This window comes from Phreatobacter sp. GW821-FHT04C01 (genome assembly GCF_059420385.1).
Genome location: NZ_JBWKTP010000002.1, coordinates 620009 through 645903 on the forward strand (window position 1 = coordinate 620009; position 25895 = coordinate 645903).

Consider the following 25895-nt stretch of genomic DNA (forward strand, 5'->3'; position numbering starts at 1 on the left):
CACAATGCCAAGTGGGCACCCATATCCCGATCCGGCGGCAATGGAGCGGTCAGATGGCCAACACGGTGAAGGCATTCTCTTTCGGCAACGACATTGGTGGAGCATTTGTCTTGGCCACCAAGGAGCACCTTTGCCCGGGGTGCCTGAGCGACGCCGAGGTTGACGCACAGATTGCTCTCCTCAAGGCGGATCTCGATTCAGTAGCGAGACGAATGAAGGTCGCCATCCGAAAGCGGAATGAGGAACCATTGTTCGCGGGCAGGTGACGGCTCATCTCAGCGGCCCACATGGGTGCGCCGATGGGCGGAAACCGAGGCGTGATGAGGGGTTGTAACATTTCGTGAATTGCAATTGCGCCAAAATGGCGTAGTTTCAAACCCATGGACGACGGCATCAGGCCGCGTCCACCGGCAAGGAGCCGATCGATGAACATCTCGACCCTCAATGACGCCCGCACCGCTATCATCAACAGCGGTTGGCTCGACCGTTTCGAGCAGGATGAAACCGAGCGCGCCGCACGTTTCCTGCGCAAGGAGGCCAGCGGCGATCAGATCGAAGCCGAGGAATTCGACGCTCTGATGCAGCGTTTCGCGGTTGAGGTTGTCGGCTGGTCGACTGCGGATCTTTGATGGCGCAGCCGTTCACCTGCCGCGCCGACGTCGATGCCTATCTCGACAATGATCTGATCGAATGCCTGATCTGTGGCCGCCGGTTTCAGACGCTCAACCAGCACCTACCCCGCATTCACCAGATATCTGGCGAGCAGTATCGCGAGGAATGGAGGTTGCCGCGCGGTACGCCGTTGGCCGGACGGCTCTACCGGAACAGCCGTCGCGCCCTGCTGCGACAGTCCGTCGTCGAGGGGCGCCTGACCTATGACCATCTACCACGCGCAAACGAGGCGTCTCGGTCTGCCGAGAAATGGCCGCGGCCGAAGTGGCTGCTTGACGAACAACGCGACGTGGCCCGTGCCATCCCTCATGACGTGATCCAGGCCGGCGGCAAGCGCGCCGACGGGCGAGACGCGGAGCGCGCCCGCAACTATCAGCGCGAATATAGGAAACGCCGGAAATGAACGCCCTGCCAGCCGACGAACTGCAGTCCCTAGCGACATCGGCCTATGGCGATCGGTGGCAGTCGCAGCTATCTCGCGACATGGACATCGCGCTGCGCACCATCCAGCGCTGGGCCCGCGACGGTATCGACAAGGCGGCAACCGCCGAGGGCGTGCGGCGGTTCCTGGAGGAGCGCCGAGCGGGCGCCGGGGTCGCTGCGCCACCGGCTGGAACGACAATAGACGACGATCGAGACGACGCCTGCGCCGAAGCACTGGAGCCGGCCACCGCCGCGCTGGTCGCCAAGGCCGAGGCCGCAGGCTGGAGCCGGCCTGAGATCCTGACGGCGATGCTGTCGCTCGTGGTCAGCGATATGCGCGCCCATGCCGATGACACCGCTGTCCGCCAGACGCTCGCCGCGGCCATCCAGATGCTCGACGGATAGCCCAAACTTGACGCGCAACCCGATTTGCGTCATCTCTCGGGCAGATATTCAGGATGTGAGATCGCGCCCGGGGCCAAAAGCCGCCGGGTTTTTTCGTTGTGGGGTGGGCAATGGCTGCAGAGACCTATGCCGGCGCCTAAGGGGAATAAGTTCGCCGCCGGTAACAAGGGGGGCGGTCGCCCGTCAGCCTACAAGCCGGAGTTCGCCAGGGCAGCGGCGAAGATGTGCGACCTCGGGGCTGTCGATGCCGATTTGGCAGATGCGTTCGGCGTCAATATATCGACGATCAACGCGTGGAAGGCGGCGCACGAAGAGTTTTCCCAAGCCCTTAAAATGAAAGCGTCGGCTGACGATCGTGTCGAGCAGAGCCTGTACCAGCGCGCGGTCGGCTATTCCTATGACGCCGTGCACTTCAGCAGTTTCCAGGGCGTCGTGACCAAGACGGAATACCGCGAGCACTGCCCGCCGGACACCACGGCCGCCATCTTCTGGCTGAAGAACCGCCGGCCCGAGGAATGGCGCGACAAGCACGATCACCAGCACTCCGGCAATCTGACGGTGGAACTTGTCAAGTTCAGCGCCAAATCGAATCCGGATTCCTAACGGCTGGGAGCCGCGCTGGTATCAGCGCGACGTCTGGAATTACCTCGAGGAGGGCGGCAAGCGGGCGCTGATGGTCGCTCATCGCCGCTGGGGCAAGGATGACGTCGCCCTGCACCGGGCGGCGGCCGCCATGATCGAGCGGCCGGCGACCTATTGGCACATGCTGCCGGAATATGGCCAGGGCCGGAAGGCGATCTGGAACGCGATCAACCCGCATAGCGGCAAGCGGCGCATCGACGAGGCGTTTCCGCACGAGATCCGGAACCGCTCAAACGACAACGAGATGTTCATCGAGCTGGTGAACGGCGCGACCTGGCAGGTGGTTGGCTCCGATAGCTACGACAGCGTGGTGGGCTCTCCGCCCCTCGGCGTGACCTTCTCGGAATGGGCGCTCTCCGATCCCAGGGCCTGGGCCTATATCCAGCCCATCCTCGCCGAGAACGGCGGATGGGCGCTGTTCATTACGACACCACGCGGCAAGAACCACGTCGAGCGCATGGTCAAGGAGCATCAGAAGGACCCCGGCTGGTTCGTCGGTGTCCAGACCGTTGACGACACCAAGGCGATCAGCCGGGATGCCGTCGAGGAGGCCCGTCGCGGCTACCGGGCGCTGTTCGGCGATGACCAAGGCGACATGCTGATCGAGCAGGAATATTATTGCTCGTTCGATGCCGCGGTGATCGGCGCCTATTACGGCCGGCAGATCGCCACCATGCGCCGCGATCGTCGCATCGGCCGGGTGCCATACGATCCCGCGCTGCCGGTCTGGACGGCCTGGGATCTAGGCATGGATGACGCGACCTCGATCTGGTTCATCCAGGCCGCCGGCCGGGAATTCCATGCCATCGACTATTACGAGGCGACCGGCATGGACCTCGCCCATTACGTCAAGCTGGTGAAGGACAAGCCTTATCTCTATGGCGGCCATATCCTGCCGCATGACGTGAAGGCGCGCGAGCTCGGCACCGGCAAGAGCCGCGAGGAGGTGCTGAAGACCTTGGGGCTCGAAATCACCGTGTGCCCCGATCACCGTGTCGACGACGGAATCAACGCCGTCCGCCTGGCGCTCCCTAAATTCTGGATCGACGATGAGAAGTGCGAGCGCGGCATCGAGGCCCTGAGCCTCTACCGCGCCGATTACGACGAAAAGAACCAGGTCTTGAAACCCAAGCCGGTCCACGACTGGACCAGCCACCCGGCCGATGCGCTGCGGTATTTCGCGATGGGCATCGGCGACGCGCCGAATGCGCCGTCCGGCTCGCAGAACTGGAAAATGCCGACGCGCGTCGTCGCCTGAGGAGATCACCATGGCTGATGCAATGCTTGTCGCCGGCGGGCTGGATAGCTCGCTGGTGCCGCGCCCGTTCAAGGTCGATGCCGCCGGCGCGCTCACCACGACCTCCACGGTCACCCCGGTGCCGGCGGCATCGATCGCCACCGCTCAGGTGACCGTCGGCGTGACGGCGACCGTGATCGCCGCCGCGCGCGCCGGCCGCCGCTCCATCACGATCGTCAACGAGGGCACCACCGATGTCCGCATCGGCACGGCCGGGGTGACGACCGGCACCGGCGCGCTGCTCTCCGGCGTCAAGGGTCAGACCTTGACGATCGAAACCGCGGCGGCCGTCTCCGGCATCGTGGGCGCCGGCACGCAGCCAGTCAGCGTCATCGAGGCATTCTGATATGGCCGCAGACGCCGACCGGCCGATGACCGATGCCGAACTGCTCGCGCTGGTCGACGGCATGATGGCGCAGTGCGTTGCCTATGACGACAATGAGATGCGCGGCAACCGCGTCCGGGCGCTGGATTACTATCGCGGCGAGATGCGCGACCTGCCGGCGCCGGAAGGCCGGTCATCGGCGATCTCCAAAGACGTCCGCGCCGCAATGGCGAAGATCATGCCTTCGTTGATGCGCACCTTCGCCGGCGGCGACAAGGTCGTTGAATACGTCCCCCAGACGCCGGCCGACGAGCCCTTCGCCGAGCAGGCCACGGACTACGTGAATTACAAGTTCTGGACCCAATGGGGCGGCTATCGCGTGCTCAATTCGGCGTTCCAGGACGCGCTCCTGTTGCGCAACGGCGTGCTGAAGCACTGGTGGGACGAGCGGATCGACATCAAGACCGAATTCTACACCAGCCTGACCAGCCTGGACCTGGAGGGGCTGACCTCGGACCCGGCTGTCACCGTGATCGATCGCGCGGAATATCCGGAAACCGACCCCGCCGTGCTGGCGGTGATCCCGGATGCCATGCGCTATGACGTCAAGATCCGCCGGCGGCAGGTCAAAGCCGGCGTCCGGATCGCCGCCGTGCCTGGCGAGCAATTCCTCATCGACCCCGAGGCCGTCACGATCGAGGATGCGCGCATCACCGTGCACCGCTTCCCGGAGACCAGGTCGAATCTGATCGCACTCGGCTTCGACCGCGAGGTGGTGGACGCCATCCCGGCCTGGTCAGGTGATATCGAGAGCGATGTTCGCCGCGCCAGGCTCGGACGCAGCGGGGCCAGCTCCGAAAGCTATGACATCGGCGGCCCGGCCACGCAGGCGGTGGAATTCGCCGAATGCTATGTCCGTGTCGATTTCGATGGCGACGGGTTCGCGGAGCTGCGGAAGATCTGCATCGCGGGCTATACCGGTGCCCACCAGATCCTCTCCAACGAGGAATGGGACGAGGTTCCGTTCTCCGATCTGCCCGCCGAAATCGTTGCCCATCGCTGGCAGGGCATGAGCCTGTTCGACGACGTCGAGGACATCCAGAAGAAGAAGACCGCGCTCGTCAGGGGGATGCTGGACAACATCTATTGGCAGAATGCCCAGCAGCCGATCGTCGATGTCGGCGCCATCGAGGACCCGAGCGACATCACCAATCCGGAATTCGGCAAGCCGATCCGGCTGAAGTCTGGCCGCGATGCCCGCGCCGCGCTCGCCTACAACCAGGTGCCGTTCACTGCGGCCGCGAGCCTCGGCGCGCTCCAGTATCTGGACCAGGAAGCGACCGACCGCACCGGCATTTCGGATTCGTCTTCCACGATGGACCCCGGCGCCCTGCAAAACCAGACCGCGACGGCCGCCAACATCCTCCGGGACGCATCGACCGCGCGGGCCGAGATGACCGCCCGGACCTTCGCCGAGACCGGGCTGCGCAGCATGTTCGCGGCGATCCTGCGGCTGATCGTCAAACACCAGCCACAGGATGAGGTCATCAAGCTCCGTGACCAGTGGGTGACGTTCACGCCGAGCAAGTGGAATCCCGAGATGGACGCCAGCGTGAACACCGGCCTGGGCGCCGGCTCGCGCGAGCGGGACATGGCCGTGATGACCCAGGTCGGGACCATCCAGAAGGAGATCCTGGTCAGCATGGGGCCCGGTAATCCGCTGGTGACGATCAAGAACCTGTCGAACTCGCTGAACAAATTCTGCGCGGCAGCGGGACTTCGCTCGCCGGAGCTCTATTTCGGCTCGCCGACGCCGGAGCAGGTTCAGCAGTCGCAGGCGCCGAAGCCCGACCCGAAAGAGGCCGAAGCCCAGCTGAAGATGGCGCTGGAACAGCAGAAGCTCGCCGCCGAGGCAGCCAAGGATGCGGCCCGCATCAAGGCCGAGACCGAGCGTGATATCCTTCTCGCGCGCATCGAGGCCGACAACGCCCTCCAGCTGCAGCGCGAGCGCCTGGCCGCCGAGATGGACATGAAGAAGGCCGAGCTCGAAACCCAGATCGCGCTGGCCCAGGCCTCGGCGCTGCGGTCGGTGACGCCGGTCGAGGCGAAAAACCCCGCCGTGGTCGATGCCCTGGACGGTGTCACGGCCACGACGAACACCCTCTTGGGCAGCCCGACCAGCGAGCCGATCCAATGACGATGCCGACACCGGCCGAGGCTCGTTTCATCGCCGAACATCCGGCGCTGGTCATGGCTCTCGCCATGCTGGAGCATGATGCGGTCGAGCGGGCAATCTCCGCCGACCCCAAGGACGAAGAAATCATGCGCCTGGCCCTCGATGAGGCCCGCGCCATCAGAGCTTTGCGGTCTCGACTGGCAGCCCTTGGCCGACCAGCACCCGAGCCCGCCAAAGGCCCGTCACCTTACGCGTGATCGGCAAACCCTAGCCCCACAGGCACCCCACATGAGCAACGCAACCGGTGCAGGCTCTGCCTCGGCGGAGAACACTGACGCGCGTCCGATCGAAACCGCCCAGGATTTCGACGCCGAGCTGAACGGATACCTCGTCGACGGCGAAGACGCCGGACCGCCGGAGGTGCAAGCCGAACTGCAGGCGGCCGATGATCAGGCCTCGAATACGGACAAGGACGATTCCGCCGAAGACGATCCGGAAAATCTCTTCGGCAAGGCTGACAAGGACGCCGCCAAGACCTCGGACGCTGAAGCCCCGGCCGCCGCCAAGATCCGGCTGCCCGATGGGACCGAGGCGACCGCCGAGCAGGTCGCGGAATGGCGTGATGGTCAGTTCCGGACCGCCGATTACACCCGCAAGACCCAGGACCTCGCCGAACAGCGGAAAGTCCTGGAGGCCCGCACGGGTGAGGTCGCGGCCCATCAAGCCGCCGTTGCGCAGGCTCTCGACCGCGCGCTGGCGGTGGTGCAGGCCTATGTGCCCGTGCCCCCCTCAACCGATCTCGCACTTCAGGATCCCGCTCGTTACACGCAGGAGATGGCCATCTACCAGGCGGCCATGGCCCACGTGGAGGAGATCACCCGGCAACGGACCGAGCTGGCTGCCCAGGCGGACCAGCGGAGCCAGGCCCAAAGCCAGGCCCAGCGTGCCGAACTTCTCCAGACCGAGCGGGACCGGCTGTTCGCCGCCATCCCCGAATTGAGGAACGACGCCAAGCGTCAGGTCTTCAACCAGGAAATGGTCAAGGCGATCGAAGCCTATGGCTTCAGTCAGGCCGACTATGCCCAGATCATCGACCACCGGCTCATTCGCGTCCTCGCGGATGCCGCCCGGTACCAGAAGATCAAGGCGGCGTCGGCCGGCGGGAAGCCGCGCCAGGATGCGCCCCGCACCGCGCCCCAGCCTCCGGGCCGGCGCGTCACGGCGCCGACTGGCAGCGAGCTCGGGTCAGCGCTCCAGCAGGCCAAACGCAGCGGCAACAAAGCGGACACGGCGCGCGCCATCGACGCATGGCTCGCCGCCGACTGATAGGAGCCTTCCATGGCCCAAGTCACCAACACCTATGACACGTATGCCGTGAAGGGCATCCGTGAAGATCTCCGCGATCAGATCTACAACATCGCGCCGGAAGACGTGCCGGTGTCCTCGATGATCAAGAAGTCCGACATCGAGAACATCCGGCACGAATGGCAGACCGACACCATTCGGCAGCCGGCGGCGAACGCCCAGGTCGACGGCGACGAATACGCCTATAACGCGGTGACGCCGACCACCCGCGTGTCGAACATCTCGCAGATCATGCGCGAGACCTACATCATCTCGGGCACCACCGAGGCGGTGAAGAAGGCCGGCCGCAAATCCGAGCTCGCTTATCAGGGCAAGCTGAAGATGGCGGCGCTGAAGCGGGACCTGGAACGCGCCATCATCGGCGCCAACACGGCTTCGCTGCTGGGCAACTCGACCACGGCGCGCCTCATGGGCTCGCTGTCGTCCTGGCTGACGACCAACGTCGACCGCGGCGCCGGTGGCGCCAATGGCGGCTACAGCTCCGGCACCTCGCTGACGGTGGCCGCCACCGACGGCACCCAGCGCGCCTTCACCAAGGCGCTCCTGGATAGCGTCCACCAGGCTTGCTACACCGCCGGCGGCAATCCCTCCGTGCTGATGCTGCACCCGGTCCAGAAGCGCGTGTTCTCCGGCTTCTCGGGCATCGCGCAGCTCCGCAAGGACGTCGGCAACGGCAAGCAGGCGGAAATCGTCGGCGGCGCCAATATCTATGTCGGCGATTTCGGTGACCTCGCCGTCCAGGTCAACCGCTGGCAGCGCCAACGCGACGCCTGGCTGATCGACCCCGACTACCTCGAGCTCGGCTTCCTGCGTTCCTTCCAGAAGCAGACCCTGGCGAAGACCGGCGACGCGGAGAAGCGCGCCATCATCGTCGAGGCGACGCTGGTGGTGAAGAACGAGGCCGCCCTCGGTGTGGTGGCGGATCTGACCTAAGCCCTGCGCGGTTCGCCGCGAGGGAATTCCAGCAGGGGCGGCTCTCACGGGCCGCCCCTTTTCAATTTGGAGATCCACATGACCCGTGAAGAGATCCTGGCCGGTGACGAGGCCGCGCTGCGCGAGGCGATCCGCGTCCGCACCGGCGCCGGGCCGGTCGGCCGCCGCACACTGCAAGGATTGCAGGAGCTGACGGCGCGCGCCTATGAGGTCAGGCTGGATGCGCCTGTGCCGGACGCTGTCGGCGCCGATGCCCGGGCGACGAATTCGCCAACCGGGACCGCGTTCGATGAGCGCGGCGGTGTTCCGGTCATCGAATTCACCGGCGACCCGCCCGAAATGGTCGGTGTTGATGAAATCGAATCGCCGCCCCCGGCCGCTGGGCTGATCCGCGTCCGCGTCGCCCGCGACTATTGGCCGGCCGACGGCTCCGGCCGGACTCTGCCAGGAACCGTGCTCGACCTCCCGGAAGCCGAGGCCAAAACCGGCATCAGAAACGGCGTGTTGGAGTGGCTGTGATGGGCGACCGCGTGCTTGTCCATCACGACCCGATCCGGCGCATCTCGACCTACCATGAGGACATGGGTGACGGTACCGTCCTGCAGACCCGCGAGCAGGAGGTCGATGCCGTGCTCGCCGAGGCCAAGATGTTCCGCGAGGCCAACGAGGGTCGGTCCTGGGGCAATGGCCAGGTCGTCGCCGCCATCCCCGACACCATCTTCCATAAGCATTTCCGCGAACCGGTGATGCAGCACGATCGGGCCAAGATCCGCGCGCTGCTCAACGGCGAGTTCTCGGCCTTCAAGACCCGGGACAAGCTCTGATGGCCGCTTTCGCCGACTATTCCGAACTCGTCATCGCGGTCGGCGAATATCTCGATCGCGCCGATCTGGTCGACGTCATGCCGCGCTTCGTCGCCATGGCCGAGGCCAAGATCAATCGGCGGCTGCGCGATCGGCGCATGGTGGCGGCCGTGACCCTGACGCCCGATGCCAACGGCGTCTGCACGCTGCCGGCGGATTTCCTGGAGGTGGAGCGCGTGCTGGCCAACACGGCGCCGCCGCACGTCATTGAGGCCGCCGCCGGCCGTTACGCCGCGCAGTTCACGGTGTCGGGCTGCCCCTCGGTCTACACGATCGCCGGCGGTTCGCTGACGCTGGCGCCGATCTCCTCGGCAACCATCCTGCTGACCTATTTCCAGGCCGTGCCGGCGATCGAAACCGCCCCGGGCCAAACGAATTGGCTGATGGCCGCCTATCCCGACATCTACCTCTACGCCGTCGTGTTCGAGGCAGCGACCTATGCCCGCGACCAGGCCAGCGCGGGCGCGGCCGCCCAGCTATTTCAGGACGCCATGGAGGCGGCCGACCAGGACAGCCGGCGCGCTCGCTGGTCCAACGTCGGGTTCCGGAACATGGAGGCGAGCCCGTGAGCCTGCTGACCGTCTGCCAGAACGCCGCGACCATGTTGAACCTGCCGTCGATCACGTCGGTGATGACGTCGGCCGCCAGGACCCCCCAGGAATTTCTCGTGCAGGCGCTTCAGACCGGCCAGGAATTGCTGCGCCGGCATGACTGGGGCGCGCTGGTGAAAACAACCACCTATGGCGCCCTGCCGGCGAACGTGCCGGGTGATTACGAGCGCATGACCCAGGGCTCGCCGGTCCGATTGGGCACGGTGCCCATCCGCGGTGCGCTGTCGGATGCGGAGATGAACCTGAAGCGCGGCGCCGCGTCCACATCGCCGCCCCGGTTTCAGCTGCTCGGCACTTCGCTGGATGTCGCACCGGCGCCGGTCACGCCGGTCACGCTCGAATATGTCTCGGCCTATTGGATCCGGTCGGCCGATGCGACGCCGGTGTTCCGGGCAACCTTCGTCGCCGACACCGACACCTCGCTGATTCCGGAGGACATCCTGCTGCAGGGCCTGCTCTGGCGTTGGAAGCGTCAGAAGGGCTTGGCCTATCAGGACGAGCTCGACCAGTTCGAACAGGCCGTGGATTACCGGGCCCGGGCCGATCGCGCGCTGCGCCTGCCGGCTGAACAGGCGACGTCGACCGCCAAGCCGGCCAAGGTCACGAGCTGATGCTGACGCCGTCGCGCGAACGGGATCGCGTCGTCCAGCAGGCACAGCCCCGGTCACAGGCCGTGCCGCTGCTGGCCCCGACGAAAGGATGGTCGTCTGAGCAGAACCTCGCCACCATGGACCCCGACACCGCGCCGGTGTTGCAGAACTGGTATCCGGAGCCCGACGGCATCAGCCCGAGGCCGGGCTATGTCGTGCAGTCCACTGGCCTTGGCGCCGGCGCCGTCAACACGCTGATGAGCTATGTCAGCGGCTCGACGAAACGCATGTTCGGCGCGCGCGGCTCGGCCATCTACCGCGTCGACACGATCGGCCCGGTCGGCGCCGCGGTCTGGACCGGGGCCAGCAACGATCAGTGGCAGTGGACGAACTTCGCGACCTCGGGCGGGCAGTTCATTTCGGCCGTCAACGCCGCTGACCCGCCGATCCTGTTCAACGGCACCGTCTGGGGCACGACGCCGACCATCACGGGCGTGACCGGGGGTGCCCTCTGCAATGTGTTCTCCTCGCAATCCCGGCTCTGGTACTGCCAGGTCAATTCGAGCGACGTCTATTATCTCGGCGCTGCGGCGGTCGGCGGCCCGGCCACGGTGCTGCCGCTCGGCGCGCTGCTGACCAAGGGCGGGGCGATCGTCGCCGGTGGCACCTGGGCGACCGACAGCGGGTCGGGAATGTCCGATCTGACGGTGTTCGTGTCCTCGGAAGGCGAGGTCATCATCTACCAGGGGCCAGACCCGGCGGCGGCTGCGACCTGGCAGCTGAAGGGCCGCTACCAGGTCGGCAAGCCGCTGGGCTACCGCTGCCTGACCAAATTCGGCGGTGATCTGGCGATCCTGACCCAGGACGGCCTGATGTCGCTCGGCGCCGTCATGAAATTGGACCGCACCGCAGCCCAGCAGGGCGCGCTGACCCGCAATATCCGCCAGGCATACGCGGCAGCGGTCAAGGATGATGCGACGACTTTCGGATGGCAGACGATTGGCTTTGCCCGAGGCCAGAAGGTCTTCGTCAATGTGCCGCACTCGGCGACCGGGCTGACCCGGCAGTTCGTCATGAACACGCTGCATGGCGCCTGGTGCGAATATGTCGGCATCCAGGCCGCGTGCTGGGTCGAGCACAACGACGGGCTCTATTTCGGCGGCGCCGGCGGCATCGTCTATCAGGCCGAGCGCGGCTCGATCGACGACACGACGATCATCCAATGCTTCGGGCTCGGCGCATTCACCGATTTGGGCCAGCCCAACGCCTACAAATCGACCAACGTGCTGCGCGTCACCTATCGCGGTCGACCCGACATCCGGCCCTATCTCGCGATGGCCGCTGATTACGATATCAGCCCGGTTTTCGAGGAATTCGATTTAGAGAATTCGATCGGGGCCTTCGGAACCTGGGGCGTCTCGAAGTGGGGTCAATCCACCTGGGGTCGCGGCTCCGGAATCGGCCTCGCCGGCGGCGCGCTGGTCTGGAACCAAGGTCAATGGAACCAGAATGTCTGGGGCGGCGGTCTGGTCGTTGGCGATTACACCCAGAGCGTCACGGGATTCGGCCGCGCGCTCGCCCCGGCGTTTCGGCTCAACATCTATGACGGCTCGGCCGCGCTGGATGCGAGCTTCAAGATTTTGCGTTTCGACGTGAACACCGAGGCTGGCGCGACCCTGTGACCTGGACAATCGAGAGCGGCGAACCGGCGGTCGATTGGATCGCTGATCGCCTCGGCGTGTCGTTCCCCAAGGGATCGACAGCGCTGGCTCTGGCCCGGGGCGGCGAGCTGGTCGGCGGTGCCGTGTTCTGCGGCTTCACCGGCCGCGACGTCGAGGTGTCGGTGGCGGCGGGCCGGACGCTGGCCTGGCCGCGCGCCTTTCTCGCCCGTGTCGGCGCCTATGTCTTCGACGAACTCGGCTGCGCCCGCATGACGGTGCTGACCAAGACCACCAACCGCGCCGTCATCAGGATCGCACCGCGCCTCGGCGCCGTCCGTGAGGGCCTGAAGCGCAACTATTACGAGGACGGCGCCGATGCGCTGGTCTTCGGCATTTTGAGAGAGGACTGGCCGGATGGTTTCCACGCCTAGCCCGCCGACCCCGCCGGATCCGGCAGTCACCGAGCGTTTCGAATCGCAAATGTCGGCCAGCAACGAGCAGGACCGCGCCGCTCGCAGCCTTATGGCCATCCAAAAGGCGTTCGCCTGGGAGCCACCGCCGGTGACCTTCAGCGCTCCTGGTGCCGCCACGACCTTTGGCGCAGCCGACCAAGCGTCGGTGCCGTCCCCTGCGATCGACTGAGGCCTGCCATGGTATCGACACCCTCGCCCCCGACCCCGCCGGATCCGAAAGAGACGGCCGCGGCTCAGACCGCGATGAACCGGGAAACCGCGATCACCCAATACGGGTTGAACGCGACGAACCAGGTCACGCCAGATGGCTCGTTGAGCTATCGGCAGATCGGCACCTGGCCTGATGGCACGCCACGCTACGAGGCGACGCAGGCGCTCTCGGCGGCGAACCAGGGCATTTACGATACAAATCAGGCGACGAAACAGAATCTCGCCAACATCGGGCAACAGCAGTCCGGCCGCATCGGCGAGCTGCTCAACACGAATTTCGATGGGTCGAACGAGGCGACGGAAGCGCGGCTCAACCAGCTTGCCCGAGCCCGGCTCGATCCGCTGCAGGCGCAGCAGGAGGATGCGCTCCGGACCCGGCTCGCCAATCAGGGCATCCAGCCTGGATCAGCGGCCTTCGAGGCCGAGATGCGGTCGTTCAACAACAGCAAGAACGACGCCAACAATCAGCTCCTGTTGAACGGCAACCAGCAAGCATTTGCTCAGGCTCAGGCGATCCGCAACCAGCCGATCAACGAGATTTCGGCGTTGATGTCGGGCAGCCAGGTCAGTCAGCCGAACCTGACGCAGACGCCGCAGTCGAACGTCGCGAATGTGGATTACGGTGGCCTGGTCAATGCAAATTATCAGGGCCAACTCGCGAACTGGAACGCCCAGAACCAGTCCAACAACGCCATGATGGGCGGCCTGTTTGGCTTGGCCGGGACGCTGGGAGGCGGTCTTCTGAAAAATCCCGCGATGCTTTCTGACGAACGGGCCAAGGACGACATCAAACAGGTCGGCAAGCTCGACAACGGCCTTGGGGTCTTCCGGTTCACCTACAAGGGCGATGACACCCCGCAGATCGGACTGATGGCCCAGGACGTCCTCAAGTCGAACCCTGATGCAGTCGAATTTCGCCCGGATGGGCTGATGGCCGTTGATTATGACGCGGCGACGAAACCGAAGAAGGGGCGCCGGCATGGCTGAATCAGGCGGATTTATCTTCGGTGGCTCGACCGGCGAAACTCAGGGCTCGGCGGCTCGACGTCGACGACTGGCCGAAATCATGATGCGCGAGGGAAGCTCGGGCGAGCCGATCCGGTCGTGGACACAGGGCGCCAACCGCATGGCTCAGGGGCTCCTTGGGGGCTATGAAGCCGGGGTTGCGGAGCGAGACGAAAAGGCTGCGATCAACAACGCATTCGCCCGAGCGCAGGATTATCAAGCCAGCCAGTCTCTGACTGGCGCTTCGGCCGGAGCGCCGGCCGCGCAATCCCCCCTGACCGGGAGCGGTAGCAGCACCGGCGCAGCATCACCGGCAGCGACTGGCCCGGCGGCTGCCAGCGATGTCGCCTTCTTCAATTCGCGCGGTTGGACCCCGGTTCAGTCGGCGGCGATTGTCGGCGCCGGCATCATTCCGGAGAGCTCTGGCCGCACCAACGCCCGGAATCCGCGCGACGGCCGGGACGGGTCGGACAGCGTCGGCATGGTTCAATGGAATGGCCCCAGGGCAATTGCCTTGCAGCAGTTCGCTGCCCAGCGCGGCACGCCGTGGACCGATCGCGCCACGCAGCTCGCATTCATCGACGCGGAGTTGCGCGGGCAGGTCGCGGGGTCGAATGAAAGCCGCTGGGGCAACCAGCTTGCCGCGGCGCAGGATCCGCGGTCGGCGGCGCGCGCCGTCATTTCGTATCTTCGCCCCCAGGGGTGGACCGCTCAGAACCCGGAGGGCGGTCATAACTGGGCTCTCCGATACGGGACCGCAAGGTCGTTGGCCGGAGGCCAGGCCATGGCACCGCCGGCAGTCATGCCGGGGCTAACGCGGCAGCAGATTGCGAGCATTGACGCTCCCGCGGCGGTGGATAATGGCGTCGGGCGAGGTATTGCGCCCCAGGAATTCCAGACGGCCGTCGCCGACGAACTGCCGATCGTGAACCAGGGCCAGACCACAGCCACGACGGCCGGCGGCCCCGACGATTTCCAGATGACGGCGAGCATGGCCCCGTCACAGCCAACGCCAGCCGGTGACATGCTGGAACGGGCGCCCCAGGCTTCGCAGCCTATCGCCGGCGACGATGCAGTTTGGGCTGAACGTCAGCGCCTGGCCGCTGTCGAGGACGCCAAACAGCGCGGCCTGCCTTGGGCTCCCGACACCTATTCGGCCGCGCCGAGCCCGCCGATACAGGCTCCAGTTCCCGCCGCACGGCCGGGCATCCTGGACGCGATGCGCCAGGAGGGGCCCGGCGACATCATGAATATGGCGCAGGCCGCCCCGACCGGCACCACCACAGCACCGACCGAGGCACCAGTGCCCGTGCCCCGGCCGGCGGCGCTCGGCGCGGCGGTGCCGATGGCGCGGCCCGACAGTTTGCCCCCAGGTGCGACGCCCGCAGGCCCGGCGGCGCTTCCGCGTCAGGACATCGCTCGCGCCCTCGGACTTTCCGAAAGTGAGCGTTTGGCGCTGCTGCGCGACGAGCAGAGCCTGGCACCGGGCGAGGCCGACAGGCTGCGCGGCCAGGCGCCCGTCGAGATGTTGGCGCCGGCGGCTGCGGCCGCGCCTGGCCAGGGCCTCGCCGGTGTCGGCAACCGGCTCCGCGAACTGATTATGGGATCGGCGGCACCAACTCGGGCAGCCGCTCAGTCCAGCGCATCGGGGGCCGTCTCCCCAGTTGCGGGCGCACAGCCATCTCCCTCGGGGCAGGATAGCGCCCGGATGGCAATCACTCGCGCGTTGTTCGATCCTAACCTGCCGCCCGAGTACAAGGCCTATTTGCAGCAGATCATCCAGCCTCAGGCCCCAACGATCGTGCCGGAAGGAGCGCGCGTGATTGACCGGACCGGACGCGAATTGGTTGGTGCCCAGCCCAAGGAAACAGACGACATTCGCAACTACCGCTCCTACGTCCAGCAAGAGACCGCCGCCGGCCGCACGCCGCTGAGCCAGTTCCAATGGGGCCAGCAGCGCAGGCAGGCCGGAGCGACGAACGTCAATGTCGGGGGCGGCAGCGACGCGCAGGTCTTCACCGCGATGGATGAAGGCGCAAAGGCGGCTCGCTCGGCCGCGACAGGTATCAGTTCTATCCATGAAGCCAGGCGGGCGGTGGAGGGCGGCGCCATCCTGGGGGCCGGCGCGGATGCCCGTCTAGCGCTCCAGAAGATCGGCGCCAGCCTGGGCATCGCCGACGTGTCGAAGATCACCAACACCGAAACCTTCCGAAGCGCGATTGCGCCCCAGGTCGCAGCCATCATGAAGGCGACGGTCGGATCGACGCAGATCTCGAACGCCGATCGCGAGTTCGCCGAGAAGGCGGCCGGCGGCAGCATCGCGCTCGACCAGACCAGCATTCTGCGCATGCTCGACATCATGGAGCGCGGTAGTCGCGTCATCCTCGACCAGCACAATCAGCGGCTGGAGACGGTCTACCCCGACGCGACCACACATCGCCGGGAACGCTCACTGTTCTCCGTTCCGGTGCCGGGCGAATATCGGCCGGCAGCACCCCCAGCCGTCGCGGCGCCGCCGGGCGCGTCGGCTCCCTCTGCGCCGCTTCCCCGCGTCCGATCGGTCGACGAGGCCCGGCGACTGCCGAGCGGTTCGCGGTTCATCGACCCGAACGGCATCGAAAGGACCGTGCCATGAGCGAATGGGACCAGTTTCCGGCAGCGCCGGCCGCATCGCCCCCGGCGGCGGCGGCGCCATCTGACAATTGGGACGCCTTTCCTGTGGCGTCACCGGCCGCTTCCGCGCCACCCTCTGTTGCGGCCGACGTCGCAAAGTCCGCGGGCATAGGCGCTGTCGAAGGCGGGATCAATCTCGCCACCATCCCCGGTACCCTGACGAACGCGGCCCGCTCCGCTTCCGGCTTTCTGCTCGACCAGACCTTGGGGCGCATCGAAAATCGAATTCAGCACGGCCACTGGGGTGCCACGACGATCTCGGGACAGCACGCCGCGCGACAGAACACCGAGAACTCTTTCACGCCCGAGAAGGTGCAGGGCGCGATCGAAACCGTCACGGGCCCCTTTTATCAGCCTCAGACGCGTGAGGGCGAAATCGCCCGCACGGCTGGCCGCAACGTGCCGTTTGCGCTCGCCGGTCCGGGCGGCGTGGCCGCGAAGGTTGCAATGGTCGCTGTTCCAACCGCGACGGAAGAGGGAGCCGCGCAGATCGCCCGGCAGACCCTTCCTTCGCTGGAAGGCCCGGCCCGAGCGGTCGGTGCGGTTGTCGGCGGCCTTGGAACGCTCGGCGCCGTGCAGCGCGGCCAGGCGGCCGCGGCTCAGCGGTCCGTGATCCGAGAGGCGCCGACGCGTGCGAGCCTTGAGGAGGCTGGTCATCGCGCTTATCGGGAGGCGGATGCGCTGGGGGTGCAAATTGCGCAACCCGCCATGGAGCGTATCGCAGGGGAAATCTCGGATGCCTTGAAGGCCAAGGGCGCGATCCGCGGCGAGGGCAACATGCCGAAGCTGATGGCCGCCGGTGACGAGATGTTCAATCTTTCGCGCACGGCGCCGACACTTGGCGAGCTGGGCGTGCTTCGCCAGACGATCGGCGATGCGGCAGGCTCGGCCGACAAGGCTGAACGGCGTCTCGGCATGGTCATGCAGAGGCGACTGGACGATGCGCTTGGAAATCTTCGCGGGGCGGATGTCGTCTCTGGGGACGCGCAGCGCGCTTCGCAGCTCCTAGGTGAAGCGCGGGCGAATTGGGCAGCGGCGCAGCGCGGCAAGACGATCGAGGATGCCATTACGAAGGCTCGCCGAAGGGCGGAATCCTCGAATTCTGGTCAGAACGTTGACAACACGCTGCGCCAGTCGTTTCGGTCGCTCGCCGAGAGCGAAAGGAAGATGCGCGGGTTCGATGCGGGTGAGCGCGCGGCAGTCGAAGCGGTCGTTTCGGGTTCTCGCACCCAGAATGCCGGGCGTCTCGCCGGGAATCTGCTGGCCCCGACAAACCCAGTCAACATGATCGGCTTGCTTGAGGCGGCAAGGGCAACGGGCATCCCAGGTGCTGCTGCAGCTGCAGGGGCGGCCGGGTATGTTTCGAAAGCGATGGCGAACCGAGCCACCCAGCGAAATGCAGATTTCGCGAAGGCCCTCGTTCTGGCCCGCCCGGCCGAAACAAACGGGTCAGTCCGATCGCTTGTTGCCAATATGCCAGAAATCGGAGCGCGCCGGCAGGCTCTCCTGCGGGCTCTCCTCGGCCAGCACGCGGCGAGCGCGATAAGCGCGCCAACGGTCAATCCAGCCCGTCAATAGGCCCGTCAGGAAAAGGGCGAGTATCCAGCCGACGACACCCGCTGCCGCACTCTTCTCGCTCCAGCCATAGGCCTGAGCGTGTAGCACCACGGCCAAGATTACGGCGCCCTGGAAGACGTACCACATCAGTCGTCATCCTCATCCGCCTTGATTTGACGCTCTAACTCTTGTTGCCCGAGAAAGAGGACCGGATTCAGCCTGCGCGCCAGAACTGCCAGGCCATATGAAATGCCACCAAGCAAGAACATCGCGGCCGACAAGCCGGCGCGGTCGACGGTGTATGGTTCGACAGCGAGTGACGCAGCAACACCCAGCGCTCCTATCGCGCAGGTGTCAAAAATCGCAGGAATGTCGTCCCGCGCCAGATACAAGATGCCGGCCGCCAAGCCGACTAGGCTGAATATTACTACCCAATCCGGCAGACCACTATTCCAGCCATAGATCACGGCGCTACCACCCTGAAATGCCCCATCCTCAAACTATGCCCCACCCCAAAGGAGCCCGCAATGCGAGTGAACACCGCCAGGGACAGGTCGCTGTGAAGCTCGTAATGATCGAATGGGTCGACAGCGCTCAGCCCATTGCCGCATGGCAGTTCATGGCTGATCTACCCAAGCCTAAAGCCCACCGCTGCCAGACCGTCGGCCATTTGATCCATGATGGCGAGGATGCGAAGGTGATTGCGCTGAGCGTGGCCCGCGGTGCGAACGGAAAGAAATGGGACCAGGCGGCCGGCGTGACCGTGATCCCATCCCGCTCTGTAATCCGGATGGAGACTATTTCTTCTTGTCGGGCTTCTGCGTCAAAGCAGAAGCGGCGATCGTCTTAATCTCTTTTTTCGTCACCGAGGCCGGATCTTTCAGCGCCTTCGATGCAATTGACGCGACCTTTGTCGATGTCTTCTCGTTCTTCGGCATAACGCCCTCCCTAGTTTGGCAAGAGCATCCTTGCTGGGCCGCAACTGGGAGTCGAGTTCCGTAAAGCGCCGGATCAGGGCTTCAGGAGGCCTTGCCCAATCAGCCAGTCGCGCAGGGCGTAGCGGATCGCCCCCGCTTTGTTGAACCCGTTTTCCCCGGCGAACTGCTCGATGGCCGCAATCAGCGAAGCGTCATCCTCTTCGGTCGCTCCACCCACAAGCCGCAGTTCGGCATGCAACGCCCTCGCAACGTCGCCGGACGCTTCGACTGCCGCTTCAAGCCGCTGGATCAGGACCAGCATGCCAATCGGGTTTAAGTCCCCGGCCGCTTTTTCGAAGGTGACGTTGAGCCGAGCAATAATCTCGGCATTCATCGACCGGCCGCTTGCCTTTGCCGCGTCGGCGACGCGATCGCGCATCCCGTCTGGCATCCGGACAATGAACTTGTTTTGGTCTCTGGTTGGCACTGACATTCCTACAGCATAGTGGCAATTGGGCATATGGAAATGATGCCCAATGGGCACTAATGCCCTATTGCCATCATGATGCCCATGTGCCATATCATGCGGACTGAATGATCGGCATTGGGAGGCTCATATGACAGCACCAAGCCGGGAAACGGACAAGATCATGGTTCGTCTTCCCGAGGGGCTTCGGCAGAAACTCAAGGATCTCGCCCAGCGCAATCATCGCTCGGTGAATGGGGAAGTCGTTTTCCAGCTGGAGCGGGCTTTGAATACGGCGGACGAGGCAAGCGCGGTTCGCCCGAACTGATTTCAAAACAAACAGGCCGCTGCGCGAGTACCAGTCGCACAGCGGCCCTACCGAAACGCGATCCTTAGGAGATCAGCGAATGGCTACGGTCATCCCTATCACACGCCGAATTGCCGTTGGAGGGGGGCTCGCGGCTTCCGCCATGGCCATCACCGGCGGCGCGACGGCTGCGCCGCAATATCTCATCTCCCCGGCCTGCATGGAGTTCTTCCACAAGCTGATCGGTTTCATCGAGCGGGCGCCCCAGGGTTTCACGGCCTGCGTCGATTTCGACCGGAGCTTTTGGTACTACTGGGCCGACGATCTCTGCGAGGCGGACGCTTGGAAATATCCGAATGTCTGCGTCATGCGGCGGGAGATGCTGCCCAATCTGAGGGCCGCCATCTCTTCCGGCGTGTGGGAGGTCTGAGATGGGCCCGAGCACACGTCGGAACTTCATTGCAGGCGCCGCGGCGCTGGCCGTGCCGGTGGCCGCCGTGCCCGCAGAATTGGCCGCCCCGGCATCACCCTACGCGGCCGAGGTCGCTGAGATGCGGCGCATTCAGGTTGCCATCGATCAGGCGAACGACGAATGCAAATTCTATCAGGCAGAGACGCGCGGTCTGTCGCAGGACGATGACCCCAGGGTCATCGCCTGGAATGCTGCGACAGACCGCGTCAGGCAGTTGAGCATCGAATTCGACGACATCCGCTGGCGGGTAATCCGCGACCTCTGCAAGGCGGCGGGCGTCCCCTACTGACCCTCTGACATCCCGTAATTCGCCTCTGGCAGGGCGATGGCGCGAACCGAGCTTCACAGCGCCCGGTATCGCGAGAGCGAACCCGTGCGCCGGGCCTGCCAGGGCCGGGCGTTGTGGAGACTGAAAAATGGCAAAATCACCAACCAAGGAAGTCGGCATTGAACTGCCGGCGCTGAATATCGGGGTGATGGAAGTCGTCCTGATCGGCGATTCGCCGCTGATCGTCCACGCATGGAGCCGGAAAGCCCGGCTCGAAATGTTGGGCAAACAAATGAAACAGGCGCGCGGCGCCAAGGAGGCAAAGGACCCGCGCGCGGATTTCGAATCGTCGCTCTATCGCATGGGCGATGGCGGCTTCGGCTTCCCGTCCGTGGCGTTCAAGAACGCGGCAGTCACCGCTGGCACATCGGTGTCCGGCCTAACCAAGATCCAGGCGCGGCAGGCATTCCATGTGCTCGGCGAAGCTGTCGACGTCGAAGGAGCCTTTGACGGGGCTCGCTCGCGCGTCGATCTCGCGCGGATCATGGGCGCGGAACCCGCGATGCGCGAAGACATGGTTAGGGTCGGCATGGGCGTCGCCGACCTCCGGTATCGAGGCGAATTTGTCGACTGGCACGCCAAGATCCTCGTTCGGTTCAACGCCAACGTCCTGAGCGAAGCGCAGATCCTCAACTTGCTGAATACGGCAGGCTTCGCGGTCGGCGTCGGCGAATGGCGCCCGGAGAAGGACGGTCAATACGGCATGTTCCACGTCGCGACCGAGGTCGATCTGGCCGCGCTCAATCGGAGGATCGCAGCATGAGGGTCGCAGGCTTCGAATTCGCCGAAGGCGCTCGGTTCCAGCCCGGCGACCACCCCGATGCCAACGCCGTCGGCGCGCATATCGAATTGCTCCGCGCGCAGCAGCACGGCGAACTGACGCCGCAGGATATTCTTGCGGACGCCAGGAACCACAACAGCCCGCTGCACTCGTTTTTCGAATGGAATGATGGTGCGGCAGCCGAGCAATATCGCCTTCAACAGGCGCGCGGCCTGATCCGTGCCGTTGTGGCGATCTATGTCAGCGAGGCCAAGCCGGCGGTCAGGACGCGAGCCTACGTCCACATCGCAGAAGCCGGCGCGCCGCACTATCGCTCGGCGGATCATGCGATGAGCATGCAGAAGACCCGGGCGATGGTCCTGCAACGTGCTTGGCAGGAATTGCAGGCTTGGCGTAAAAGATATGCTGATCTCAAGGAATTCTCCGATCTGTTCGAGGTCGTGGACAAGACGGTTCCTCGCATCCCGCTGAAAAGCGGCAAGCATTGACGGCAGCGGTTACGGCGAGAGTTCCGTTATCAACCTCGCGACCTTCGGGTTTTCAGGGCAGTTGAGGCTAGGCGAGGCCTGGCGAGGTAAGGCAGCGCATGGCGGGGCGCCGCAAGGCAGGCATGGCCTGGCAAGTCGAGGTAAGGCGGGGCCACGCATGGCGTGGCTCGGCACGCTGAGGCCGGCAACGGAGTTACGGCGCGAGTTCTCCACTCAACCGCGCGCCCCTAGGGGTTTCGAGGCAGGCATGGCAAGTCAAGGCGACGCACGGCGCGTCGTGGCACGGTCAGGCAGGCAAGGCACGGCTAGTCTTGGCGGGGCGCGTCATGGCGCCACAAGGCAGGCATGGCCCGGTCGGGCAAGGCGGGCCGCGGCGGGGCATGGCTAGGCAGGCCCCGGCAGGCTCACCGATCAGCATCAATCAGGGCGGTCCTTCGGGGCCGCCCTTTTCTTATGGAGAGACCAATTGCCCAGAAATGGCAGCGGAATTTACTCGCCACCGCCAGGAACTTTGCTGACACCCAATACTCTGGCCGATGCGGCCGCGCTCGAAACGCGCCTTTCCGACATCGGTGCCGAGATCAGCGCGTCGATGCCCCTGAACGGCGTGCGCCCGATGACAGCGCCGCTGCTGGCCGTGCCCGGTTCTGCCGCCGCCCCCGGGCTTGGGTTCTCCGGCGATACCTCGAGCGGGCTGGCGCAGGTCGCCGGCCGGACGGCTCTGGTCAAAGGCGGTGTCGCCGGCATATCGTCTTCGGCCACGGACGTGCAGGCCCATCTGCCCATGACGGTTGGAACGCTCACGGTGACGACCGGCTTGACCGGCCCCGGCGTGGTTCCGCCTGGCGCCATGATGGAGTTCGGCGGGGCGGCGGCTCCGACTGGCTGGCTGTTCTGCGATGGCTCTGCGGTCTCGCGATCGACCTTCGCGGCCCTGTTCGCCGCGATCGGTGTCTTGCACGGTGCCGGCGACGGATCGACGACGTTCAACCTGCCTGACACCCGAGGATCCGTCACCGCGTCCCCGGACAACATGGGCGGCGTCAACGCCAACCGTATGACCTCCGCCGGCGCGCCCGCGACGACCGTTGGCGGGCGCTACGGCGCTGACACGCATACGTTGACCGGCGCGCAGACTGGCCCACACGCCCACACCGGCACGACCGATAGCGCGGGCGCCCATATCCACACTGTTCCGGCCACAGGGCCGACATCGAGCCTGGGCTTCGGGAGCAACATCGTGGCTGTGGCTGGCGGCGGCCCGAGCATGTCCACCGATAGTGCCGGCGCGCACGTCCACCCCTTCACGACCGCGTCGGCCGGCGGCGGCGCCGCGCACAACAACGTGCAGCCCACCCTGTTCATTCCCAAGATCATCAAGACCTGAGAGGTCCGCCATGACGGTCAATATCGGCCCGGCAGGGCGGTCCTACTCTCTCCCGGTGAACAGCTTCACGAATGCCGCGTCCGGGCAGGTCATCTCGCCGTCTGACGCGAATACGTCGCATGCCGACATCGCGGCGGGGCTCAACACCGCGCTGGCCTATGCCCAGATCGATGGCCAGCGTCGACGGATGGGCGTCCAGGCCTATACCGCCACGCCGCCGGGGTCTCCGCTGGATGGACAGGTCTGGCTCGTCAACACGGGCGGGACGGGAGTGTTTGCCGGCAAGGACAAGAAGTTCGCGGCGTTTCTTTCCGCATCCTGGTTCTTTTTCGATCCCGTAGCCGGCGATGAGGCGGTTATCGTCGCAACCCGACAGGGCTTTGTCTATGACGCGGCCGGTGTCTGGCAACCAGGGCCGGCGGTGCCGCTGTCGTCCACGACGGCCGGCCGGCTCGCGCGTTTCACCGACACGACGGGAGGGATCGGGCAGTCTCTGACGAGCGAGGATGCGAGCGGGAACCTAGGCGTGGGTGTCGCCGCGTCGGCCGCGGCGCGGCTGGATCTGCTCGCCAGCGCGAACGTCACTGCACGGTTTCTCTCGTCCGGCCTCTATTCCCAACTGCAGATCGGCCACACAGGTACGGGCGCTGTTACCTGGGCAATGTCGACCGGCGTCGGCAGTGGTACCAGCATTTTCGGCATTTCGAACATCACGGGAGGAATTACTCCCCTCGTCATAGACCCGGCCGGCAAAATCGGCCTCGGGGGCAATATCATCCCGGCCGCGATACTAGATGGGGGCGTGTCCGGAACGACGCAGACCTCCCCCATATTCTCAGCGCGTGGCCAGCCAAACTCATTCGAATGGGGTCATCAGAATGGGGCCGGATACGCGTGTACGTTCGGATTTTTCTCCGGGAGCGGACAGCCCTATATCGCGCTCAATGCCGAGGCCGGCACCACTGCAAACACGTTCAAAACGCGCGGCGTCGTCGGGCGCGTGCTGTTGGGCGACAATGCCGGTGGCCTGCAAATCGGCCGTGTCACGTCGGCGAACGCCGACAACCAAATCCTGACCGTTGATTTGACTATCGACGCGGCCGGGACCGTCCGCATCGGCAGCGCTAGCATTCGTCTGAAATCCTACACCGTCGCAACGCTGCCTGCTGCCTCGGCTGGCGACATCTGCTGGTGCAGCAACGCCCGCAAAAACGGCGAGGCCGCCGCCGCTGGCACCGGCTGCGAGGTGCGCTTCGACGGCACCGCCTGGCGCTCGCTCGACAATACCGCCGGTCGCTACATCACCGCCATCGCCTGATCTGGAGATCACCATGTCCTATCTCTACGAAATGCTGGTGCGCGGCAACGCGGCCGGGCTCGCCGGCGCGCATCAGGTGCGCGCGGTCGATGTCGTCGACCAGGTCAGCGGCCAGACCCGCACGACGATTTTCGACCCGACGCCGCTTGATCTGGCGGATGTCGGCGCCCTGCTCGGTACCGAGTTTGCGACGCTGGCCAACGACAATGCCGCGATCAAGGCGGCGCGCGATACCGCCATGGCCGAGCGGGACGCAGCCGTGCAGGCCAAGGCCGCCGCCGAGACTGCCGCCGCGTCGGCCGCCACCACGGCCGCAGCCCGCATCGCCGACCTCGAGGCGCAGATCGCGGCGCTCACCGCGCCGCCGGCGGTCGCCCGAACCTACAAATCCGACATCTGGCAGCGCGCCACCGACGACGAGGCCGAAATCATCCTCGCCGGTCTCAACGCCCAGCCGCTGCGGCTGCGCCGCATGTTCGACGACGCCCCCTATCTGGCTCACGACAACGAGCAGTTCTCCGCCTTGCAGGGGGCATTCGTCGCCGCCTTCGGCGAGGCCCGCGCCGCCGAGCTGCTGGCGCCGAGCGCCTGACCTGATCCGCATCGCCTGACATTCCGGCCTGGCGCCATTCGCGCCGGGCCGCGGCCGGCTGCGCCATCCCCTCACAACCGAGAGACCCTGCCATGACGATCATGGTCACCGCCGCGACGCTGCGGCGCATTTCGCCTGTGGCGAATGCCGGCATCATCGATCACCTTGGGCCGGCCTTGACCGCCGCCTTTCCGGCCGGGGGCATCACCACCGATCGGCGCGCCGCGCATTTCCTGGCCCAGGCCGCCCATGAGAGCGACGGCTTCAAAACCCTGGTCGAGTATGGCGGCTCCGGCTATTTCGACCGCTATGACGGCCGAAGCGATCTCGGCAATACCCAGCGTGGCGACGGCGCGCGCTATCGGGGCCGGGGCATCTTTCAGCTCACCGGCCGGGCCAATTACCGGCTGTTCGGCGCCAAGATCGGCGTCGACCTCGAGCGCTTGCCGGAGCGCGCGGCCGAGCCCGACATCAGCGCCAGGACGGCCATCGCCTATTGGGGCGCGCGGGGCCTCAACGCCTTCGCCGACAAGGACGATGTCAGGTCGATCACCAGGCGCATCAATGGCGGCTTCAACGGCCTTGCCGACCGACAGGCCAAGCTGATCCGCGCCAAGGCGGCGCTGCAGGGCCGCTCCGGCGCCGAGGCCGTGACCGAGATCCGGAGCGAGGCGACGGCCGCCAAGCGGTCCGCGGCCAGGACGGCCACGGGGGCCGCAGGTGCGGCGACGGCCGGCACCGGCGCGGTCGTTGCCCCCAAGCCGGAGGCGCCTGCCGACAGCTCGCCCATGGTCGCCGGCGTGGTCATCGCGCTGGTGTTCGGCGGCGCCTTCGCCTTCCTCGCCTGGCGCGCGTGGTCGCAGAACCGAGACGCCAAAGCCCTCACCCTCAACGCAGCCCAGGGAGCCGGAGAATGAGCAGCGTTTTCGACGACATCGCGAAAAAGATCGCCAGCGCG

At 65.7% G+C, this 25895-nt stretch carries 32 protein-coding genes; 29 read left to right on the forward strand and 3 right to left on the reverse strand.

Annotation, left to right across the window (positions count from 1 at the left end):
• Nucleotides 1–53 precede the first annotated feature (53 nt).
• The 20 genes from AC07WJ_RS09945 (at nt 54) to AC07WJ_RS10040 (ending at nt 17902) form a co-directional block, all read left to right on the forward strand.
• On the forward strand, nt 54–266 hold the full coding sequence (locus tag AC07WJ_RS09945) for a hypothetical protein (RefSeq protein ID WP_494934399.1): 213 nt from the start codon (nt 54–56) through the stop codon (nt 264–266).
• A 159-nt stretch (nt 267–425) separates the two neighbouring features.
• Nucleotides 426–629, forward strand: a complete 204-nt coding sequence (locus tag AC07WJ_RS09950; RefSeq protein ID WP_494934400.1) for a hypothetical protein — start codon at nt 426–428, stop codon at nt 627–629.
• Nucleotides 629–1075, forward strand: a complete 447-nt coding sequence (locus tag AC07WJ_RS09955; RefSeq protein WP_494934401.1) for a MucR family transcriptional regulator — start codon at nt 629–631, stop codon at nt 1073–1075. Before AC07WJ_RS09950 ends, AC07WJ_RS09955 begins: the two co-directional genes overlap by 1 nt.
• Nucleotides 1072–1500, forward strand: coding sequence for a hypothetical protein (locus AC07WJ_RS09960; RefSeq protein ID WP_494934402.1), 429 nt, complete (start codon nt 1072–1074; stop codon nt 1498–1500). The genes AC07WJ_RS09955 and AC07WJ_RS09960 overlap by 4 nt, the downstream gene beginning before the upstream one ends.
• Nucleotides 1501–1626: 126 nt before the next feature.
• Nucleotides 1627–2103, forward strand: a complete 477-nt coding sequence (locus tag AC07WJ_RS09965) for a helix-turn-helix domain-containing protein (protein ID WP_494934403.1) — start codon at nt 1627–1629, stop codon at nt 2101–2103.
• A gap of 70 nt (nt 2104–2173) precedes the next feature.
• Nucleotides 2174–3400, forward strand: coding sequence for a hypothetical protein (locus tag AC07WJ_RS09970; protein ID WP_494934404.1), 1227 nt, complete (start codon nt 2174–2176; stop codon nt 3398–3400).
• A gap of 10 nt (nt 3401–3410) precedes the next feature.
• Nucleotides 3411–3785: a hypothetical protein gene (locus tag AC07WJ_RS09975; RefSeq protein WP_494934405.1), complete on the forward strand. Its 375-nt coding sequence runs from the start codon at nt 3411–3413 to the stop codon at nt 3783–3785.
• A gap of 1 nt (nt 3786) precedes the next feature.
• Nucleotides 3787–5961 (forward strand): portal protein, encoded by a 2175-nt coding sequence (locus AC07WJ_RS09980; protein WP_494934406.1) that lies wholly within the window; start codon nt 3787–3789, stop codon nt 5959–5961.
• The gene (locus AC07WJ_RS09985) at nt 5958–6197 is read left to right on the forward strand and encodes a hypothetical protein (protein WP_494934407.1); all 240 of its coding nucleotides are present in this window, start codon (nt 5958–5960) and stop codon (nt 6195–6197) included. The genes AC07WJ_RS09980 and AC07WJ_RS09985 overlap by 4 nt, the downstream gene beginning before the upstream one ends.
• A 31-nt stretch (nt 6198–6228) precedes the next feature.
• Nucleotides 6229–7266 (forward strand): hypothetical protein, encoded by a 1038-nt coding sequence (locus tag AC07WJ_RS09990; RefSeq protein WP_494934408.1) that lies wholly within the window; start codon nt 6229–6231, stop codon nt 7264–7266.
• Between the two features lie 12 nt (nt 7267–7278).
• Nucleotides 7279–8238: a DUF5309 domain-containing protein gene (locus AC07WJ_RS09995; RefSeq protein ID WP_494934409.1), complete on the forward strand. Its 960-nt coding sequence runs from the start codon at nt 7279–7281 to the stop codon at nt 8236–8238.
• 78 nt (nt 8239–8316) lie between these two features.
• Nucleotides 8317–8757 (forward strand): hypothetical protein, encoded by a 441-nt coding sequence (locus AC07WJ_RS10000; RefSeq protein ID WP_494934410.1) that lies wholly within the window; start codon nt 8317–8319, stop codon nt 8755–8757.
• Nucleotides 8757–9062, forward strand: coding sequence for a hypothetical protein (locus AC07WJ_RS10005; protein WP_494934411.1), 306 nt, complete (start codon nt 8757–8759; stop codon nt 9060–9062). The genes AC07WJ_RS10000 and AC07WJ_RS10005 overlap by 1 nt, the downstream gene beginning before the upstream one ends.
• Nucleotides 9062–9670 (forward strand): phage adaptor protein, encoded by a 609-nt coding sequence (locus AC07WJ_RS10010; RefSeq protein WP_494934412.1) that lies wholly within the window; start codon nt 9062–9064, stop codon nt 9668–9670. The genes AC07WJ_RS10005 and AC07WJ_RS10010 overlap by 1 nt, the downstream gene beginning before the upstream one ends.
• Nucleotides 9667–10323 (forward strand): hypothetical protein, encoded by a 657-nt coding sequence (locus AC07WJ_RS10015; RefSeq protein WP_494934413.1) that lies wholly within the window; start codon nt 9667–9669, stop codon nt 10321–10323. The genes AC07WJ_RS10010 and AC07WJ_RS10015 overlap by 4 nt, the downstream gene beginning before the upstream one ends.
• A complete protein-coding gene (locus AC07WJ_RS10020; RefSeq protein WP_494934414.1) occupies nt 10323–11984 on the forward strand; it encodes a hypothetical protein in 1662 nt (553 codons plus the stop codon). The genes AC07WJ_RS10015 and AC07WJ_RS10020 overlap by 1 nt, the downstream gene beginning before the upstream one ends.
• A complete protein-coding gene (locus AC07WJ_RS10025) occupies nt 11981–12394 on the forward strand; it encodes a GNAT family N-acetyltransferase (RefSeq protein ID WP_494934415.1) in 414 nt (137 codons plus the stop codon). Before AC07WJ_RS10020 ends, AC07WJ_RS10025 begins: the two co-directional genes overlap by 4 nt.
• Nucleotides 12395–12613: 219 nt before the next feature.
• Entirely contained in the window at nt 12614–13633 is a 1020-nt protein-coding gene (locus AC07WJ_RS10030) for a tail fiber domain-containing protein (protein WP_494934416.1), read from the forward strand.
• Complete coding sequence (locus AC07WJ_RS10035) at nt 13626–16286, forward strand: phage tail tip lysozyme (RefSeq protein WP_494934417.1); 2661 nt, start codon at nt 13626–13628, stop codon at nt 16284–16286. Before AC07WJ_RS10030 ends, AC07WJ_RS10035 begins: the two co-directional genes overlap by 8 nt.
• Entirely contained in the window at nt 16283–17902 is a 1620-nt protein-coding gene (locus AC07WJ_RS10040) for a hypothetical protein (protein WP_494934418.1), read from the forward strand. Before AC07WJ_RS10035 ends, AC07WJ_RS10040 begins: the two co-directional genes overlap by 4 nt.
• A gap of 125 nt (nt 17903–18027) precedes the next feature.
• Here AC07WJ_RS10040 and AC07WJ_RS10045 read toward each other — a convergent pair whose 3' ends face one another.
• From AC07WJ_RS10045 to AC07WJ_RS10055, 3 genes are all read right to left on the reverse strand, one after another.
• Complete coding sequence (locus AC07WJ_RS10045; protein ID WP_494934419.1) at nt 18028–18348, reverse strand: hypothetical protein; 321 nt, start codon at nt 18346–18348, stop codon at nt 18028–18030.
• Between the two features lie 330 nt (nt 18349–18678).
• Nucleotides 18679–18819, reverse strand: a complete 141-nt coding sequence (locus AC07WJ_RS10050) for a hypothetical protein (RefSeq protein WP_494934420.1) — start codon at nt 18817–18819, stop codon at nt 18679–18681.
• Between the two features lie 73 nt (nt 18820–18892).
• Complete coding sequence (locus tag AC07WJ_RS10055; protein WP_494934421.1) at nt 18893–19378, reverse strand: Arc family DNA-binding protein; 486 nt, start codon at nt 19376–19378, stop codon at nt 18893–18895.
• Between the two features lie 37 nt (nt 19379–19415).
• On the opposite strand from AC07WJ_RS10055, the gene AC07WJ_RS10060 reads away from it, so the two are divergent.
• The 9 genes from AC07WJ_RS10060 (at nt 19416) to AC07WJ_RS10100 (ending at nt 25854) form a co-directional block, all read left to right on the forward strand.
• Nucleotides 19416–19592 (forward strand): Arc family DNA-binding protein, encoded by a 177-nt coding sequence (locus tag AC07WJ_RS10060; RefSeq protein ID WP_494934422.1) that lies wholly within the window; start codon nt 19416–19418, stop codon nt 19590–19592.
• 142 nt (nt 19593–19734) lie between these two features.
• Nucleotides 19735–20001: a hypothetical protein gene (locus AC07WJ_RS10065; RefSeq protein WP_494934423.1), complete on the forward strand. Its 267-nt coding sequence runs from the start codon at nt 19735–19737 to the stop codon at nt 19999–20001.
• A gap of 1 nt (nt 20002) precedes the next feature.
• Complete coding sequence (locus AC07WJ_RS10070) at nt 20003–20332, forward strand: hypothetical protein (protein ID WP_494934424.1); 330 nt, start codon at nt 20003–20005, stop codon at nt 20330–20332.
• A 127-nt stretch (nt 20333–20459) separates the two neighbouring features.
• Complete coding sequence (locus AC07WJ_RS10075) at nt 20460–21134, forward strand: hypothetical protein (protein WP_494934425.1); 675 nt, start codon at nt 20460–20462, stop codon at nt 21132–21134.
• Nucleotides 21131–21640, forward strand: coding sequence for a hypothetical protein (locus AC07WJ_RS10080; RefSeq protein WP_494934426.1), 510 nt, complete (start codon nt 21131–21133; stop codon nt 21638–21640). Before AC07WJ_RS10075 ends, AC07WJ_RS10080 begins: the two co-directional genes overlap by 4 nt.
• 466 nt (nt 21641–22106) lie before the next feature.
• Nucleotides 22107–23027 carry a phage tail protein gene (locus tag AC07WJ_RS10085; protein ID WP_494934427.1) on the forward strand — a complete coding sequence of 307 codons (921 nt, stop codon included), beginning with the start codon at nt 22107–22109 and terminating at the stop codon, nt 23025–23027.
• 10 nt (nt 23028–23037) lie between these two features.
• The gene (locus AC07WJ_RS10090) at nt 23038–24345 is read left to right on the forward strand and encodes a DUF2793 domain-containing protein (RefSeq protein WP_494934428.1); all 1308 of its coding nucleotides are present in this window, start codon (nt 23038–23040) and stop codon (nt 24343–24345) included.
• A 13-nt stretch (nt 24346–24358) separates the two neighbouring features.
• Nucleotides 24359–24937: a hypothetical protein gene (locus AC07WJ_RS10095; protein WP_494934429.1), complete on the forward strand. Its 579-nt coding sequence runs from the start codon at nt 24359–24361 to the stop codon at nt 24935–24937.
• 92 nt (nt 24938–25029) lie between these two features.
• Nucleotides 25030–25854: a glycoside hydrolase family 19 protein gene (locus AC07WJ_RS10100; protein ID WP_494934430.1), complete on the forward strand. Its 825-nt coding sequence runs from the start codon at nt 25030–25032 to the stop codon at nt 25852–25854.
• Nucleotides 25855–25895: the final 41 nt, after the last annotated feature.